Source organism: Vibrio sp. 1-1(7) (genome assembly GCF_013048485.1).
GTDB classification, from domain to species: domain Bacteria; phylum Pseudomonadota; class Gammaproteobacteria; order Enterobacterales; family Vibrionaceae; genus Vibrio; species Vibrio fujianensis.
In genome coordinates this window covers 218,478-233,962 of sequence record NZ_VHSP01000004.1, presented here as the reverse complement: position 1 = coordinate 233,962, position 15,485 = coordinate 218,478, and the positions used below count along the sequence as shown (strand labels likewise).

17 protein-coding genes are annotated in these 15,485 nt (G+C 46.7%); 13 read left to right on the top strand and 4 right to left on the bottom strand.

Annotated features, from left to right (window positions below; genetic code table 11):
- The first annotated feature begins 283 nt into the window (after positions 1 to 283).
- The 12 genes from gspC to gspN all read left to right on the top strand — a co-directional run bounded on the left by gspC (position 284) and on the right by gspN (position 11,536).
- Positions 284 to 1,171 (top strand): type II secretion system protein GspC, encoded by an 888-nt coding sequence (gene gspC / locus FKN05_RS13900; RefSeq protein ID WP_099610223.1) that lies wholly within the window; start codon positions 284 to 286, stop codon positions 1,169 to 1,171.
- 35 nt (positions 1,172 to 1,206) lie between these two features.
- Entirely contained in the window at positions 1,207 to 3,237 is a 2,031-nt protein-coding gene (gene gspD / locus FKN05_RS13895; protein ID WP_170887773.1) for a type II secretion system secretin GspD, read from the top strand.
- Positions 3,234 to 4,736, top strand: coding sequence for a type II secretion system ATPase GspE (gene gspE, locus FKN05_RS13890; RefSeq protein ID WP_170887772.1), 1,503 nt, complete (start codon positions 3,234 to 3,236; stop codon positions 4,734 to 4,736). The genes gspD and gspE overlap by 4 nt, the downstream gene beginning before the upstream one ends.
- The gene (gene gspF / locus FKN05_RS13885) at positions 4,736 to 5,956 is read left to right on the top strand and encodes a type II secretion system inner membrane protein GspF (protein WP_099610226.1); all 1,221 of its coding nucleotides are present in this window, start codon (positions 4,736 to 4,738) and stop codon (positions 5,954 to 5,956) included. The genes gspE and gspF overlap by 1 nt, the downstream gene beginning before the upstream one ends.
- Positions 5,957 to 5,988: 32 nt before the next feature.
- Positions 5,989 to 6,432, top strand: coding sequence for a type II secretion system major pseudopilin GspG (gene gspG / locus FKN05_RS13880; protein ID WP_099610227.1), 444 nt, complete (start codon positions 5,989 to 5,991; stop codon positions 6,430 to 6,432).
- Positions 6,433 to 6,516: 84 nt separating this feature from the next.
- The gene (gene gspH, locus FKN05_RS13875; protein ID WP_170887771.1) at positions 6,517 to 7,098 is read left to right on the top strand and encodes a type II secretion system minor pseudopilin GspH; all 582 of its coding nucleotides are present in this window, start codon (positions 6,517 to 6,519) and stop codon (positions 7,096 to 7,098) included.
- Complete coding sequence (gene gspI / locus FKN05_RS13870; protein WP_170887785.1) at positions 7,088 to 7,441, top strand: type II secretion system minor pseudopilin GspI; 354 nt, start codon at positions 7,088 to 7,090, stop codon at positions 7,439 to 7,441. Before gspH ends, gspI begins: the two co-directional genes overlap by 11 nt.
- Entirely contained in the window at positions 7,428 to 8,090 is a 663-nt protein-coding gene (gene gspJ, locus FKN05_RS13865) for a type II secretion system minor pseudopilin GspJ (RefSeq protein WP_099610230.1), read from the top strand. Before gspI ends, gspJ begins: the two co-directional genes overlap by 14 nt.
- Entirely contained in the window at positions 8,074 to 9,087 is a 1,014-nt protein-coding gene (gene gspK, locus FKN05_RS13860; RefSeq protein ID WP_170887770.1) for a type II secretion system minor pseudopilin GspK, read from the top strand. The genes gspJ and gspK overlap by 17 nt, the downstream gene beginning before the upstream one ends.
- The gene (gene gspL, locus FKN05_RS13855; protein WP_170887769.1) at positions 9,056 to 10,285 is read left to right on the top strand and encodes a type II secretion system protein GspL; all 1,230 of its coding nucleotides are present in this window, start codon (positions 9,056 to 9,058) and stop codon (positions 10,283 to 10,285) included. Before gspK ends, gspL begins: the two co-directional genes overlap by 32 nt.
- Positions 10,282 to 10,776 carry a type II secretion system protein M gene (locus FKN05_RS13850; protein WP_170887768.1) on the top strand — a complete coding sequence of 165 codons (495 nt, stop codon included), beginning with the start codon at positions 10,282 to 10,284 and terminating at the stop codon, positions 10,774 to 10,776. The genes gspL and FKN05_RS13850 overlap by 4 nt, the downstream gene beginning before the upstream one ends.
- A gap of 1 nt (position 10,777) precedes the next feature.
- Positions 10,778 to 11,536, top strand: coding sequence for a type II secretion system protein N (gspN, locus tag FKN05_RS13845; RefSeq protein WP_099610234.1), 759 nt, complete (start codon positions 10,778 to 10,780; stop codon positions 11,534 to 11,536).
- A gap of 24 nt (positions 11,537 to 11,560) precedes the next feature.
- On the opposite strand, the gene cysQ is transcribed toward gspN, so the two are convergent.
- From cysQ to FKN05_RS13825, 4 genes are all read right to left on the bottom strand, one after another.
- Positions 11,561 to 12,394, bottom strand: coding sequence for a 3'(2'),5'-bisphosphate nucleotidase CysQ (gene cysQ, locus FKN05_RS13840; RefSeq protein WP_099610235.1), 834 nt, complete (start codon positions 12,392 to 12,394; stop codon positions 11,561 to 11,563).
- An 8-nt stretch (positions 12,395 to 12,402) separates the two neighbouring features.
- A complete protein-coding gene (gene nudE / locus FKN05_RS13835; RefSeq protein WP_099610236.1) occupies positions 12,403 to 12,966 on the bottom strand; it encodes an ADP compounds hydrolase NudE in 564 nt (187 codons plus the stop codon).
- A gap of 217 nt (positions 12,967 to 13,183) precedes the next feature.
- Positions 13,184 to 13,771 carry a Fe-S biogenesis protein NfuA gene (gene nfuA / locus FKN05_RS13830; RefSeq protein WP_099610237.1) on the bottom strand — a complete coding sequence of 196 codons (588 nt, stop codon included), beginning with the start codon at positions 13,769 to 13,771 and terminating at the stop codon, positions 13,184 to 13,186.
- Between the two features lie 79 nt (positions 13,772 to 13,850).
- Positions 13,851 to 14,570: a ComF family protein gene (locus tag FKN05_RS13825; protein ID WP_170887767.1), complete on the bottom strand. Its 720-nt coding sequence runs from the start codon at positions 14,568 to 14,570 to the stop codon at positions 13,851 to 13,853.
- Positions 14,571 to 14,655: 85 nt separating this feature from the next.
- Between FKN05_RS13825 and bioH the strand changes: the two genes are divergently transcribed.
- Positions 14,656 to 15,438: a pimeloyl-ACP methyl ester esterase BioH gene (gene bioH, locus FKN05_RS13820; protein WP_170887766.1), complete on the top strand. Its 783-nt coding sequence runs from the start codon at positions 14,656 to 14,658 to the stop codon at positions 15,436 to 15,438.
- Positions 15,439 to 15,485 lie beyond the last annotated feature (47 nt).

Here is a 15,485-nt window from a genome sequence, read left to right as displayed (position 1 = left end):
TGTAAATGGTTTAGACTCTTTTGGATACGTTGATTATCTTGAATGAGAATGAGCCTAGCAAATTCGCTGTTGATGAGTGAAGCGTTAGAATCACGATATTTATTCAAAATAATGGTGATCAAATTATCATTTTTCAAGTGAAAGCCAACGCTTATCACAAGAAAAGTAAGGCACTTGTCGCACCTATTATTTGGCTCATGTATACTGAACCATTACCTTAACCGTGATACTCCGACGTCATTTATCGATATTAAAACCTCATTAGGGATACCGTGTGAAACGAATGGACTTAACCCAATGGCGCTTAAATGGAAGTTGGCCCTTATTTTTACGTTGCCAGTCACCATTGAGTCAGATATTCACGATCTTAGCGGTTGCGTTATCCGCTTGGGTGGTCGGGCAGAGCTTCTGGTTCATTTTTCAGCCTAAGCCGACTGTTGCCCAATGGGTGGCAGCCGCTCCTGTTGCCGCATCTGCACCGGCTCGTCTCAATATCCAGTCGTTAAGAAAGAGTGATTTATTTGGCCCTTATTTGGTGCAAATTGCATCTCCGGTCACAAGCACAGTAAAAGTAGATGCCCCACCGACTCGTCTTAACTTAACATTAGTGGGTGTGGTGGCAAGTACAGAGCAGCAGCGTAGTCTTGCGGTGATTGCTAATCGAGGCCAACAGAATACTTATGGATTACATGAGGAAATAGAAGGCACGCAAGCAGTATTAAAAGCGGTGTTTGCTGATCGAGTCATCATTGATAATTCCGGTCGGGATGAAACGTTAATGTTAGAAGGGCGAGAGTATCAGACTGCCGTCATTCAACAAGCCGTTCATTCATCCTCTCATGCCTCTATCGACGCATCCGTGGAAGATAAGTTGGCTGCAATTCGTGATGAGATCAGGCGTAACCCTCAAGAAATCTTTAAATACGTGGCTTTGTCTCAAATTAAGCAGGATGACAACATCATCGGTTATCGAGTCAGTCCGGGGAAAGATTCTGCATTATTTCAAGCGGTGGGGCTACAAGCGGGCGATATCGCAATACAACTAAATGGGTTAGATTTAACCGATCCGAGTGTGATGACTCAAGTATTTCAATCTATGTCGGATTTAACCGAGCTTAACCTTACGGTCGAGCGTGATGGGCAACCACATGATATTTATATTCAATTTTAATAGCCAAGTGGCAGTAATTAATCAGGGAGCGTTGTGTGAAGCATTGGCTTAAGAAAAGTGTATGGCTGCTAGCTGGAAGTTTACTTGCTTCACCCCTAGCATTGGCGAACGAAGCATTCAGTGCCAGTTTTAAAGGCACCGATATTCAAGAGTTTATCAATATTGTGGGGCGAAACCTGGAAAAAACCATCATTGTTGATCCCTCGGTACGAGGCAAAATAGATGTTCGCAGTTACGATACCTTGAATAGTGAACAGTATTACAGTTTCTTTTTAAATGTGTTGGAAGTTTACGGGTTTGCGGTCGTTGAAATGGATAACGGGGTACTAAAAGTTATTCGCGCGAAAGATGCAAAAACGTCGGCCATTCCTGTTCTCGGTGATGATGACCGAGCCGATGGTGATAATGTCATTACCCAAGTTGTTGCGGTTAAAAATGTCTCGGTGCGAGAATTATCGCCGCTCTTGCGTCAATTGATCGACAATGCTGGTGCCGGCAATGTGGTGCACTATGATCCAGCCAATATTATTTTAATTACAGGACGGGCCGCGGTGGTTAACCGTTTGGCTGACATCATTCATCGTGTCGATCAGGCAGGTGATAAAGATATCGAGCTGGTTGAGCTAAAAAATGCCTCTGCATCAGAAATGGTCAGAATTGTTGAAGCACTTAGCAAAGCGAATGACACCAAAAATACGCCCGAATTTTTACAACCTAAATTTGTCGCTGATGATAGAACCAACGCCATTTTGATCTCTGGCGATCCAAAAGTTAGAGATCGAATGAGGCGTCTAATTCGTCAGCTTGATGTTGAAATGGCCACGCGTGGTAACAACCGAGTGGTCTATTTAAAGTACGCGAAAGCTGAAAATTTAGTCAGCGTGTTGCAAGGGGTATCAGAAAACCTACAGGCTGAAAAACACATAGGGCAAAAATCAGGTGCATCGCAGGGCGGAAAAGTGATGATCGCCGCTCATGCGGATACGAACTCGATTGTGATTACCGCACCGCAAGACATTATGAATGCGTTACTGGATGTGATTGCACAATTGGATATTCGCCGAGCTCAAGTCTTAATTGAAGCCTTAATTGTTGAAATGGCTGAAGGTGATGGGATTAATCTCGGTGTGCAATGGGGCTCTTTAAAAGAGGGCGCGGTGATTCAATACGGCAATACTGGCGCTCAAGTGGGCCAGGTTATGGTCGGTTTAGAAGAAGCGAAAGATAAAACCATTACAGATAGCCGTTGGAACTCAGATACACAAAAATATGAACCATATAGCCGTACCCAAGCGGGTGATTACTCCACGCTTGCCTCGGCCTTATCAGGGGTGAATGGTGCTGCACTTGGGGTCATGATGGGCGATTGGACCGCATTGATCAGCGCGGTATCGAGTACCTCCAGCACCAATATTCTCTCCTCTCCAAGTATTACGGTGATGGATAATGGCGAAGCGTCATTTATTGTCGGTGAAGAGGTGCCTGTGCTAACAGGGTCTACCGCTGGTTCCAACAATGACAATCCTTTCCAAACGGTTGAGCGAAAAGAAGTGGGGATTAAGCTTAAAGTGGTTCCCCAAGTCAATGAGGGCGATTCAGTTCAGTTATCCATCGAGCAAGAAGTGTCGAATGTTTTGGGTGCCAATGGTGCAGTTGATGTTCGTTTTGCCAAGCGTCAGTTGAATACCTCTGTCATGGTACAAGATGGACAGATGTTAGTATTGGGTGGCTTAATTGATGAACGTACAGCAGAAAGTGAGTCTAAAGTACCGCTATTAGGCGATATTCCCTTTTTAGGGCAATTGTTCCGCTCAACCAATACCACGGTAGAAAAGAAAAATCTGATGGTGTTTATTAAGCCAACCATCATTCGTGATGGTATGACTGCGGACGGTATCACTCAGCGCAAGTACAACTACATCCGTGCCGAGCAGTTGTTTAAAGCCGATCAGGGGCTGAAGTTGATGGATAATAACCATATTCCCGTGCTGCCAAAGTTTGGTGAAGAACGTCGTCATGCGGCAGAAATTCAAGCATTTCTTGATCAAATGGATGCTCAGCAATGAGGCTTGAAGTACAAGATAAACCGCGGATTCGTCGCTTGCCGTTTAGTTTTGCGAATCGGCATAAGCTCGTGCTGGAATGGGATGAGCAACAAGAAAATGCCACTCTTTATTATGTCGCGCCTATCGCTTTATTGGCTTTGGTTGAGGTAAAGCGAGTGTTACAGCATCCGTTTGCCTTAACTGCATTGAGCGCAGACGTGTTTGAAGCCAAATTAACTGAAGTGTATCAACGAGACTCGTCAGAAGCGCGTCAGCTTATGGAAGATATTGGGGCAGATAGCGATGATTTCTTTTCACTCGCTGAAGAGTTGCCACACAGCGAAGATCTACTGGAATCGGAAGATGATGCCCCCATCATTAAGTTGATCAATGCCATGCTTGGTGAAGCGATTAAAGAAGGCGCTTCTGATATTCATATCGAAACCTTTGAAAAGACGCTCTCGATTCGTTTTCGAGTGGATGGCGTACTGCGAGAAGTGTTATCGCCCAGTCGTAAGCTCTCTCCCCTATTGGTGTCTCGGGTGAAAGTGATGGCTAAGTTAGACATTGCCGAAAAGCGGGTGCCACAAGATGGCCGCATCTCCTTGCGCATTGGTGGCCGTTCGGTAGATGTCCGAGTCTCTACCATGCCAGCGTCTCACGGTGAACGAGTGGTGATGCGTTTACTCGATAAGAATGCCACTCGGCTTGATCTGCACAGCTTAGGCATGACCGAGCAAAACCAACATAATTTCTGCCATTTAATTGCACGTCCGCACGGTATTTTATTGGTCACCGGTCCAACAGGATCAGGGAAATCAACCACGCTATATGCCGGTCTGCAAGAGCTCAATAGTAGTGAGCGTAATATTCTTACGGTAGAAGACCCTATCGAATTTGATATTGATGGTATCGGCCAGACTCAGGTTAATCCGAAAGTCGATATGACTTTTGCCCGCGGCTTGAGAGCCATTCTACGGCAAGATCCAGACGTTGTGATGGTCGGTGAAATTCGCGATCTAGAAACGGCTCAAATCGCGGTGCAAGCGTCATTAACCGGCCACTTGGTCATGTCAACCTTGCATACTAACACTGCAATTGGTGCGATTACCCGTTTACGTGATATGGGAATCGAACCTTTTCTTATCTCTTCCTCTTTACTTGGGGTTCTGGCTCAACGTCTCGTGCGGACGTTATGTCCTGATTGCAAAGAGCCTTATGAGGCCAACAAAGAGCAAAAAAAATGGTTTGGCTTGGGCAAAAAAGAGTCATTGACCCTGTATCGAGCCCATGGGTGTGAAAAATGTAATTTTAAAGGATATCGCGGGCGAACCGGTATCCACGAGCTGATGTTGGTGGATGATGACGTTCAGACATTAATTCACCGCGAAGCTGGCGAGCAAGCGATTGAACAAGCGATCCGCAGTAAAACCCCTAGTATACGGGATGATGGACTAGATAAAGTTCGCCAAGGCATCACTTCGTTAGAAGAGGTGATGCGAGTGACCAAGGAGTCGTAATGGCGGCATTTGAATACAAAGCACTGGATGCAGCAGGACGACGCAAGAAAGGTATCATCGAAGGTGATCATGCGCGTCAGGTGCGTCAGCGGTTAAAAGAGCAAGGGATGATCCCTATCGAAGTGGTCGAGACGCAGGCTAAAGCTGCCAAAGCGCGCCAAACCAGTTGGACTAAACCGAGAGGGATCAGTACACCCGATTTAGCTTTGCTCACCCGTCAGCTTTCGACCTTAGTTCAGTCTGGGATGCCACTTGAAGAGTGTTTAAAAGCGGTCTCTGAGCAATCCGAAAAACCAAGAATACGTAACATGCTGGCGGCGGTTAGAGCAAAAGTGACGGAAGGGTACACCTTGGCTGACAGTTTGGCAGATTATCCCCATATTTTTGATGATCTCTTTCGCTCCATGGTTGCTGCGGGAGAAAAGTCAGGGCATCTCGATGCGATTTTACAACGACTGGCCGATTATGCTGAGAATCGGCAAAAAATGCGCTCAAAATTACTGCAAGCCTTATTGTATCCGATTGTTTTGGTGATCTTTGCCGTTGGTATTGTCGCCTTTTTGCTTGCGGCGGTCGTGCCTAAAATCATAGGCCAATTTGTACAAATGGGGCAGGCTTTACCTACTTCGACGCAGTTTTTGTTGTCGGCCAGTGATTTTATTCAGCAATGGGGTATCCCGTTGTTGTTATTGATGTTGACACTAAGCTATTTCGCCAAGTGGTTGCTGAAAAAGCCGAGTATTCGGCTCTATTGGCATCAAAAACTGTTGTATTTACCCATGATAGGTAAAATTGCCCGGGGGCTAAATACATCGCGTTTTGCGCGAACTTTATCGATTTGTACCTCAAGTGCGATCCCCATTCTTGATGGCATGCGCGTTGCCGTTGATGTGATGACAAATCAGTACGTTAAACAGCAAGTATTATTGGCGGTGGATAACGTTCGTGAAGGCTCTAGCTTGCGCCAAGCGTTGACTCAAACCAAGCTATTTCCCCCAATGATGCTACATATGATAGCGAGTGGTGAACAAAGTGGTGAACTGGAAAGTATGCTGACACGAGCGGCAGATAACCAAGACACCAGTTTTGAATCTACGGTTAATATTGCATTAGGTATCTTTACCCCAGTGCTGATTGCATTGATGGCGGGATTAGTCCTGTTTATTGTAATGGCCACCTTAATGCCAATTTTAGAGATGAATAATTTAATGAGCCGCTAATGGGCGAATGATAAGCGCAAGATGGAGTGATTATGAATAAAAAACTAACGAAACAGTCAGGCTTTACTCTATTGGAAGTCATGGTGGTTGTGGTGATCCTAGGCATTCTTGCCAGCGTGGTGGTACCGAATTTGTTGGGCAATAAAGATAAGGCCGATCAACAAAAAGCGATCACCGATATTGTTGCACTCGAGAACGCATTAGACATGTATCGATTAGATAACAGTGTTTACCCAACTACCGATCAAGGGTTAGACGCTTTGGTGAGCAAACCATCCAATCCAGAACCAAGAAATTATCGCAACGATGGTTACATTCGTCGCTTACCGAAAGACCCTTGGGGCAATGACTATCAATACTTAAGCCCCGGTGAACATGGTCGTGTTGATGTCTTTACCTTAGGCGCGGACGGTCAGGAAGGGGGCGAAGGGGCCAATGCCGATATTGGTAACTGGAATCTACAAGATTTCCAATAAAGGTTTCGATAAACAATAAAGGTTTCGATAAACACGGCGAATGAGCACGTTGATCTTGGTGGTTATGGTATTGGGTGATGTTGGATGAGATGGCAGCGCGGTTTTACGCTTCTCGAAATAATGTTGGTGTTAGTGTTACTTTCACTCAGCGCTGTTGCTGTGATTGCGACCTTACCTGCCAAACACAATGATGAAATTGAAAAAAGTGCTCAAAGTCTGTTTCAGCGTTTGCAATTGTTGAATGAAGAAGCCTTGTTAAGTGGTTTAGATTTTGGACTGCGAGTTGATGAACAAAAACAACGCATGACATTTTTGCAATTGAGTGAGAAAGGTTGGCAGCGGATTGATAAAACCGGCTTTGCGGCACAGCTATTGTTAGATGATAAACTCAGTGTGCAATTTTCGGTCGGTGGGGGGGCTTGGCAAGACAAAGATAGATTATTTATTCCCAGCACCTTATTCGACGAACAAATGTTTGCCGAATCCGAAACACAGCTAGTACAGCCCGCCCCTCAAGTGTTTATTTTATCCAGTGGAGAGATCACTCCGTTTCATCTTACTATTTATGCCACTCAGCAAAGTATCGACACTGGTTGGCAGATCGTGGTGAAAGAGAATGGACAGATTCGTCTACTTGCTCCCGGAGAGTCAGATGATACACCATAGACGAGGGTTTACTTTATTAGAAGTCTTGGTGGCGTTAGCCATTTTTGCCACCGCCGCCATGAGTGTGATGCGCACAGTGACTCAACACGTCAATACCATCAGTTATTTGGAAGAGAAGGCATTTGCTGCCATGGTCGCTGATAACCAGATGGCAAAAGTGCACTTGAATGCAAAGTCATTAGCTGAACGTGAAGGACGAGAAGAACTCGCTGGCAGAACCTGGTATTGGCGCATCACTCCAGTGAAAACTTCGAACGCTATTTTAGCCGCTTTTGATGTGAGTGTGGCCACGGAGGCCAAAGCCTCTCCGGTTATTACGGTAAGAAGCTATGTGGCCAAATAAAAGCACAGCGCGGGGAAATAGAAGCACAGCGCACGGGTTTACACTCATTGAAGTGCTGGTTGCGATGGCGATTTTTGCCAGCTTGAGTGTGGCAGCTTATCAAGTGTTGTATCAAGTTCAGCAAAGTAATCAAGTTTCGGCTCAGCGCGAAGCAAGGTTGAGTGAGTTACAGCGAGCGATGGTCATTATGGATGCAGATTTCCGCCAGATGGCGTTGCGTCCCTTTCGTCACGAGGGTGAATCGGCGTCAGCACAACTTGTACAATGGCAGGATTACTTACTCGACTCTGACACGAAAGGCTTGCTGTTCACTCGTCTTGGTTGGCACAATCCTCAACAACAATTTCCACGCGGGGAAGTGTTGAAAGTCGGCTATCGAATCAAAGAGCAAGTGCTCGAAAGAGTCTGGTGGCGTTATCCCGATACACCGACCGGGCAAGAGCCGATCATTGCCCCTTTATTGAATGATGTCGAAGCTTGGTCGGTTCGCTTCTATCTTAATGGGCAATGGTCTAATCAATGGGAAACCCAACAAGTGCTACCACAAGCTATCGCGATCGGTTTGACATTAAAAGATTATGGTGAGATTGAACGTATTTATTTATTAACCGGTGGCTCGGTGGGAGAGACGAATGACTCGTCATCATAACCAGCGAGGCGTGGCACTGATCATTGTATTATTGCTCTTAGCAATCATGGTCTCGATTGCTGCGACCATGTCTCAACGGATGTTTAGCCAATTTCAGCGAGCTAATCATCAGGTTGGTTATCAGCAGGCGTATTGGTATTCGATTGGCGTGGAATCATTAGCGAAAGTCGCGATTGAACAAAGCTATAAAGACAACGACACCATCAACCTCAATCAACCTTGGGCGCAAAGCAACCGTACCTACCCACTTGATTATGGGCAGGTCACTGGAAGTATTATCGATAAACAGGCCTGCTTTAATGTCAATGTGTTCTCAGGGTTGGCAGCCAACAGTAATAATACACCACCTTATGTTTACCGAGTGTGGCGAGCGTTACTGGATGAATTAGAGGTCGAGAATTATCAAGCAGAAACCATCGCCGATGCAACGTGGGATTTTATTGACAATGATGACCGTGTAAACCGAGCCAATGGTGCGGAAGATGCACTGTATGAATCAATGACGCCAGCTTATTTACCCCCTAATGGGCGATTAGCCGATAGCAGTGAGCTTCGAGCGGTTTATCAAATGGGAGGGAAGGTAATGCATTTACTCACCCCCTATGTGTGTGCCCTTCCAGACCAAGATTGGCGTTTAAACATCAATACTCTTGCGCCAGAACAAGCGAAATTATTGGTGGCCATGTTCAGCCCATATTTAAGTGAATCGAACGCCAAAAGCGTGTTAGAGTCTCGCTCTTTTGATGGTTGGGACAGTGTGGCAAGTTTTTTAGCTGAACCACAGATTGCAGCGGTAGAACAAGCTCGTCGTGAAGAAGCTCGTGCTTATTTAAGCGTTGATAGCCACTATTTTGAATTAGATGCACAGGTGAAAGTGGATACGTCTCAAGTACGGATTCGCAGCCTGTTTTATAGTCGTAATAAAAAGGATGCAACGGTGATACGCCGTCGCTATGGAGGAGTCGGTGAGCGAGAGCTTAATCGTTCGGCTGAGTAGTCAACAAAATGCGCCCATTCTTTGGTTTGTCTGGTCTTCCACTCAACAGGAAGTGCTTGACCATGGAACGCTGGAGGGGTGGCAACAGCTGGATCAGTTAGCCCCACATGCGCTTCAGCGCTCAACCATTGTCTTGTTAGCCAGCAGTGATCTGTTATTAACGCAAGTGACGATCCCGTCCGGAGCCAGCCGCCAGTTCTCCTCTATTTTACCGTATTTATTGGAAGATGAACTCGCTCAGGATGTTGATGAGTTGCATTTCTCCGTGGTGGATAGGCAAGGTGAACAGGCTTTTGTCGCCGTGATCGAGCGAGCTTGGTTGCAGTCGATCCTAGATCAGCTGGCATCATTCGGGATTGTCGTTAAGCGTGTGGTACCAGATGTGTTGACGCTGCCGGTCAACCACGACGGGCTGAGTGCATTGCAGCTGGGATCTGACTGGTTGATCCGTAAAGGAAACTATCACGGTATTAGCATAGAGCAAGATTGGCTATCTTGGTTTTGTGCGACAGAATGGGTGAATGGGGCGGATCAACCGCTGCCTCTTATTGCTTATACGCCCTTGCCTGACTTACCGTTAGCGGCAGATCAGGTGTGGGAGAACGCTCTTGAACGGCCTTGGATGCCATTGATCGCTGAGCAGCTTTTTAGCCATAAAATCAACCTATTGACCGGAAGCTTCAAACCCAAATCATCTTGGCTTAAACATTGGCTTATCTGGCGAAAGACGGCCATCTCTGCGGTGTTCTTATTGGTGGTGCTCTTGGTCAGCCAAGGGTTACACCTTCATCAAGCTCGCTTAACGGCACAAGCCTATCGGGCTGAAAGTGAACGCATTTTCAGAACGATTTTTCCTGATAAGCAACGTATTCCCACGGTGAGTTATTTAAAACGACAAATGAGTGACGAGTTAACGGCTCTGTCTGGTGGTTCGCAAGCTGAAGTGCTACTCAACTGGCTGAATTTACTCCCCGAAAGCATTGGACAGATGGAAAGGATGGAAATTCAAAGCTTACGTTTTGATGCCAATCGAGCCGAGCTCCATCTTGACGTGAGCGGGCCTGATTTTCAGAGCTTTGAGCAGGCGAGAGTAAAATTAGCCCAATATTTTGTGGTAGAGCAGGGGCAATTAAATAAGAATGCTGAGCGGGTATTCGGTTCCTTTGTACTGAAAGCAATGGCAGGGCGTGACGAATGAAACAGAAATTAACCGCACTTGGACTGTGGTGGCAGATCATTAGCCAGCGTGAGCAGCGATTATTGCTGATTGGTGGTGCTGCAGCATTACTCGGGCTATTTTATTGGGGAATCCTAGTCCCTCTGCAGCAGCAGAGTGCCGCCGTAAATGTGCGTCTGAACACGGAAAAGCAATTACTTCAGTGGGTAGAAAAGCGCGCTGATCAAATTGTTAGCTTGCGTCAGCAGAGCGGTGTGGTTCGCTCAACTCAGCCATTGAATCAGGTGATTGCTTCTTCAACTGGACAATTTAAAGTTGAGCTGGTGAGAGTCCAGCCGCGTGGTGACAGAATGCAGGTTTGGATTCAACCCGTCCCTTTTTCTCAATTAGTTGATTGGCTGGCTTATTTAAAAGAACGGCAAGGCATTGATGTTGAGTATATGGATTTGGAGCGAGGAAAAACCTCGGGTGTGGTTGAGGTAAAACGTTTGCAGTTCAAACGGGTAGGGTGAGATGAAACCGATAGTGCGTTATAGCTGTTTATTTGTGTTGGTCATGGTGGTGAGTGCAATTGCACATTTACCCGCTCAGGTTGTTTTCACTCATCTTCCACTACCTACCGGTTTGGTGATCCAAGGTGTTGATGGCACCGTATGGCATGGCAGTGCTAAGCAAGTGCGTTGGCAGCAGCAAAACTGGGGACAGGTACAGTGGCAATGGGACTGGTCTGCCTTATTTACCGCGAAAGCCCAGCTTAACGTTCGTTTTGGTCGAGGAAGCGATAAGCAGGTGCAAGGTAAAGGCGTCGTGGGCTATGATTTTTCTGGCCCATTTGCTGAGCATATGGTGCTTTCTTTGCCTGCCGAGCAGGTGCAGCCTTACTTAAGGTTGCCAGTTCCGGTGAGCTTACAAGGGCAAATTGAATTGACGCTGCGGCATTATCGTTACCAAGCGCCGTGGTGTGCTCAGGCGGAGGGCGTACTGGCTTGGACGCAAAGTGAAATTGGAACCCCTCTCGGTAAATTGGAGCTTGGCCCAATAATGGCTGATCTTTCTTGCCAGCAAAGTGTATTGACGGTGCATGGTAGCCAGCAAAACAAGCAAATGAGCAGTGAATTTTCAGCGGAAGTGCAGGCCGATCGCCGTTTTAGTGCGCAAGCATGGTTCAAACCTGGGGCAGATTTTCCTACTCGTTTAGCTGAGCAGTTAAACTATTTGCCGACTCCGGATGGGTTAGGCCGTTATTCGTTTAATCAGCAAGGGCGTTTCTAGTCGGGCAGGGCATTACGCCCTGCTTTAGCATTGGTGTTGGATGATTAATATATCCTGCCAAGGTAAGTCGGCATCCCCTAATACAATGAAGTTAGGGTTTTCTAATGTATCCCGCTCATTATAAGATAGAGGGTCGAGTTCAGTATCAAGGATTCGTCCACCTGCTTCTTCAACAATACATTGTGTTGCCGCAGTATCCCACTCTCCGGTAGGGCCTAATCTTAGATAACAGTCAACCGCCCCTTCTGCTACCAGACAGGCTTTCAGAGCTGCTGAGCCTAGGGGAACTAAATCATAATTCCATTGCGCACTCAAATGCCGTGTAATGCGATTAATATCTTGTCGACGACTAATGGCGATAGCAATCGGTTGACCAGGTAACTGATGTTTATGGCTCTGAATTCGCAGGCTTTCTGCCATATCGGGGATTTTCCATGCTCCTTTACCTTTATAGGCGTAATAAGTGACCCCAGAAACCGGCCCATACACCACGCCCATAACTGGCTGATGATCTTCAACCAAAGCAATCACTGTCGCAAAATCACCGCTACGGGCAATAAACTCCTGAGTACCATCTAATGGGTCAACCAGCCAGTAGCGTCGCCAAGTTTCTCGTGTCGTTAAACTGATATCCGCTGCTTCTTCCGATAACACTGGAATGTCGGGAGTCAGTGCACTTAACCGTTCTGTAATTAGCTTATGTGCGGCAAGATCAGCACTCGTGACAGGTGTGTCATCCTGCTTAGTGAACGCTTGGTACGATTTATTTTCATAAATATCGAGAATAAGCTGCCCGGCAGAACGCGCAATGCTGATCACTTCCGGCAATAAATGGGCAAGATCGTTAACCGTTGGCATACTCGCTCCTATCGCTGAATGGGAGAGGCTGATAAACAACGAAGAGTAAGCAGCAGAGCACTAATGCTGCGCGCTTCACTAAAATCGAGATGCGTGATCAACTCTTCTGCTTGAGCTAAAGGCCAGCGTACCACTTCAAGGGGTTCAGGCTCGTCGCCCTCTAGCTGTTCTGAGTATAGCCCTTGAGCAATGAAAAGGGTCATGCGACTAGAAAAATAGGAGGGGGCCAACACCACCTCCTTTAATGGGGTTAGTTGCGTTGCTCCCATGCCAATTTCTTCTTTTAACTCACGAATAGCCGCCTGCTCTGGTGACTCTCCGGGGTCGATTAACCCTTTCGGAAAACCAAGTTCATACCGCTCTGTGCCTACAGCATATTCGCGAACTAATAAAATATCGCCCTGTTGAGTAATCGGAACCATCATTACCGCATGACGCCCACTGGGTCTCATCCGTTCATAAGTTCGTTCTGCCCCGTTCGAGAAGCGCAGATCAAGTGCCTCGATTGCAAAAAGCTTAGATTGCGCAACCGTATGTTGCGTCAAAATCTCGGGTAAGGTTTTAGAGGGCATTGGCGAACTCCTTCATAGACAACGCTTTCTTAATATATGAGAAAAAAGGGTCTGTGAGAATAAAAAAGCTGATGTTTGGCATCAGCTGATCGGCAAAACCGGTATTTTACTCTTGGTTGAGAGGCCTTTTGCTTAGTATGACTAGGCCACAAACCTCTCGCTACGATGAAAACGCTTTTATCTCGAGCAAAATTTAACCGCGCAAGGTCAGCAGACCTTAGTAGTACGAGTGTTCACCACGATCATGTTCGGTGGAGTCGCGCACGGCGGTCAATTCCCCTTCAAATTGAGCGAGCAGTTCTTTCTCAATGCCATCTTTTAATGTGACATCGACCATTGAACAACCGTTGCAACCGCCTCCAAATTGAACTAACGCCACTCCCTCATCAGTAATATCGATTAAGCTAACATGGCCGCCATGTCCAGCCAGTTGTGGGTTAACTTGAGTTTGGATGGCGTATTCAACCCGAGCCATGAGTGGCGCATCATCCGCTACTTTACGCATTTTGGCATTAGGCGCTTTGAGTGTGAGTTGTGAGCCCATTTTATCGGTCACAAAGTCAATCTCTGCATCATCAAGAAAAGGAAGACTTAACTCATCAATGTAGGCGGAAAAACCAGTAAATGAGATTTCAGTATCCGTGGCTTCAACGGCCTCTGGCGGGCAATAAGAGACACCACATTCAGCATTCTGTGTTCCGGGATTAACCACAAACACCCGAATATTGGTACCTTCAGGTTGCTGAGCCAAGAGTTTAGCGAAGTGGGACTGAGCAGATTCTGTAATAATAATAGGATTTGACACGACGAATACCTGAGTAGTTTTGTAGGTTACTGTTGACCATTCTACTCCTGTGACAGAGAGGATCCAGCCCTTTTTATACTCAAGGGGTTAAGAGATCACTCGGCTCAGGAGTACGGCATAGACAGTAAATATCAATCCTTTCGATACCGACTTCAAGTAGTAAATGGCATAATTGTCGCATTGTACTGCCCGTGGTGACCACATCATCAACAATCGCAATATGTGAGTGAGTCGGGCGCTGATTAAGCTCAAATGCGCCAGTTAAATTACGTTCTCGTTGTTGTTTGGTCAACGACTGTTGTGCTGGTGTTGCTCGTCGACGAGTAAATAGCGTTGGTGAAAACTGACTGCCGAGCTGTTGAGCCAATGCTTGCGCCAGTAACTCACTTTGATTAAACCCTCTGTACCATTGGCGTCGCCAGTGAAGAGGCACAGCGGTGAGCAGTGGCGCGGGCTGTTTGATCGTGTCAGCAAGACGGGCGGCTAAGTCACGGGCTTGCCAGAATTGGCGCTGGTATTTGAACTGGTGAATCATGTGACTAAGCGGAAATTGATAATCGCCGATACAAAATAGCCGTTGCCAAGGCGGGGGCGAGTGTAAACATTGACCACATGCGTCGGTTACGGTTAAGCAGGGCAAACCACAGCGAGGACAGCGAACAGTGGCAGCAAACCAAGCCTGACAAGCAGAACAGAGACCATATTGTGCCTGATTATCCAGTGGCAGACGGCATAATGCGCAGGCTGGTGCTAACCAAGTGGGTATTTTTTTGAAAGTGTCGATCACTCCGAGTGACATATTTTAGCCTTGAATAAGGTATCCGTTTATATTGTGCAGCTTGAGCGGGAAAATAAGGCTGATTTTGGTAGGAGGAAAAGTGAAGATGGCAACAGATTTGTATTGGCAAGTTCAAGGGAAAGGCCCTGATCTGGTACTGGTGCATGGTTGGGGGATGAATGGGGCCGTGTGGCAGCAAGCGTGTGAACAGTTACAGGCCAACTTTCGCGTCCATGTTGTCGATCTTCCTGGTTATGGCCATAGTGCTGGGTGTCATGCAGAAAATTTAGCCCAGATAGCGCAAGCATTAGTGAGGCAAGCACCACGTCAAGCGATTTGGTTAGGGTGGTCATTAGGGGGATTAGTCGCCACCTATATGGCAATTAATTATCCAGATTATGTTGTACAGTTGATTACCGTTGCCTCTTCGCCCAAATTTGCCGCGGCAAAACCGAACGAGCCGGCATGGCGGGGGATTAAACCTGATGTGTTGACGGCTTTTACGCAGCAATTATTAGTTGACTTTCATCCGACTGTGGAACGTTTTCTGGCTCTACAAGCGATGGGAAGCCCTTCAGCACGGCAAGATATTAAGCAATTAAAGCAAGCCATTTTGTCGCGACCTGCGCCGAATCCTGAGGCGTTACGGGCTGGGTTAAACATTTTAGCGAATACAGATTTACGGGCTCCACTGACGGAGCTTTCTATTCCTATCCTGCGCCTTTATGGACGATTAGATGGCTTGGTGCCGGTTTATATTGCACAGTCATTAAACGCGTTAATGCCAACGAGTGCGGTACATATTTTTCAATGTTCAGCCCATGCCCCTTTTTTGACCGAGCTGGATGAGTTCTGTCAGCGAATTATTCGTTTTGCAAATCAGGTGTAAATTTTGTTTCAAATCGGTAAATTAGCGCTCAATCTTTTCTGCCATTG

What these genes read in the sequence shown, in the direction of transcription:
- gspC (WP_099610223.1), top strand. Translation starts at nt 284, where the DNA reads ATGGACTTAACCCAATGGCGCTTAAATGGAAGTTGGCCCTTATTTTTA.
- gspJ (WP_099610230.1), top strand. Translation starts at nt 7,428, where the DNA reads ATGTGGCCAAATAAAAGCACAGCGCGGGGAAATAGAAGCACAGCGCAC.
- gspH (WP_170887771.1), top strand. Translation starts at nt 6,517, where the DNA reads ATGAGATGGCAGCGCGGTTTTACGCTTCTCGAAATAATGTTGGTGTTA.
- gspG (WP_099610227.1), top strand. Translation starts at nt 5,989, where the DNA reads ATGAATAAAAAACTAACGAAACAGTCAGGCTTTACTCTATTGGAAGTC.
- gspN (WP_099610234.1), top strand. Translation starts at nt 10,778, where the DNA reads ATGAAACCGATAGTGCGTTATAGCTGTTTATTTGTGTTGGTCATGGTG.
- cysQ (WP_099610235.1), bottom strand. Translation starts at nt 12,394, where the DNA reads ATGCCAACGGTTAACGATCTTGCCCATTTATTGCCGGAAGTGATCAGC.
- gspF (WP_099610226.1), top strand. Translation starts at nt 4,736, where the DNA reads ATGGCGGCATTTGAATACAAAGCACTGGATGCAGCAGGACGACGCAAG.
- bioH (WP_170887766.1), top strand. Translation starts at nt 14,656, where the DNA reads ATGGCAACAGATTTGTATTGGCAAGTTCAAGGGAAAGGCCCTGATCTG.
- FKN05_RS13825 (WP_170887767.1), bottom strand. Translation starts at nt 14,570, where the DNA reads ATGTCACTCGGAGTGATCGACACTTTCAAAAAAATACCCACTTGGTTA.
- FKN05_RS13850 (WP_170887768.1), top strand. Translation starts at nt 10,282, where the DNA reads ATGAAACAGAAATTAACCGCACTTGGACTGTGGTGGCAGATCATTAGC.
- gspK (WP_170887770.1), top strand. Translation starts at nt 8,074, where the DNA reads ATGACTCGTCATCATAACCAGCGAGGCGTGGCACTGATCATTGTATTA.
- gspE (WP_170887772.1), top strand. Translation starts at nt 3,234, where the DNA reads ATGAGGCTTGAAGTACAAGATAAACCGCGGATTCGTCGCTTGCCGTTT.
- nudE (WP_099610236.1), bottom strand. Translation starts at nt 12,966, where the DNA reads ATGCCCTCTAAAACCTTACCCGAGATTTTGACGCAACATACGGTTGCG.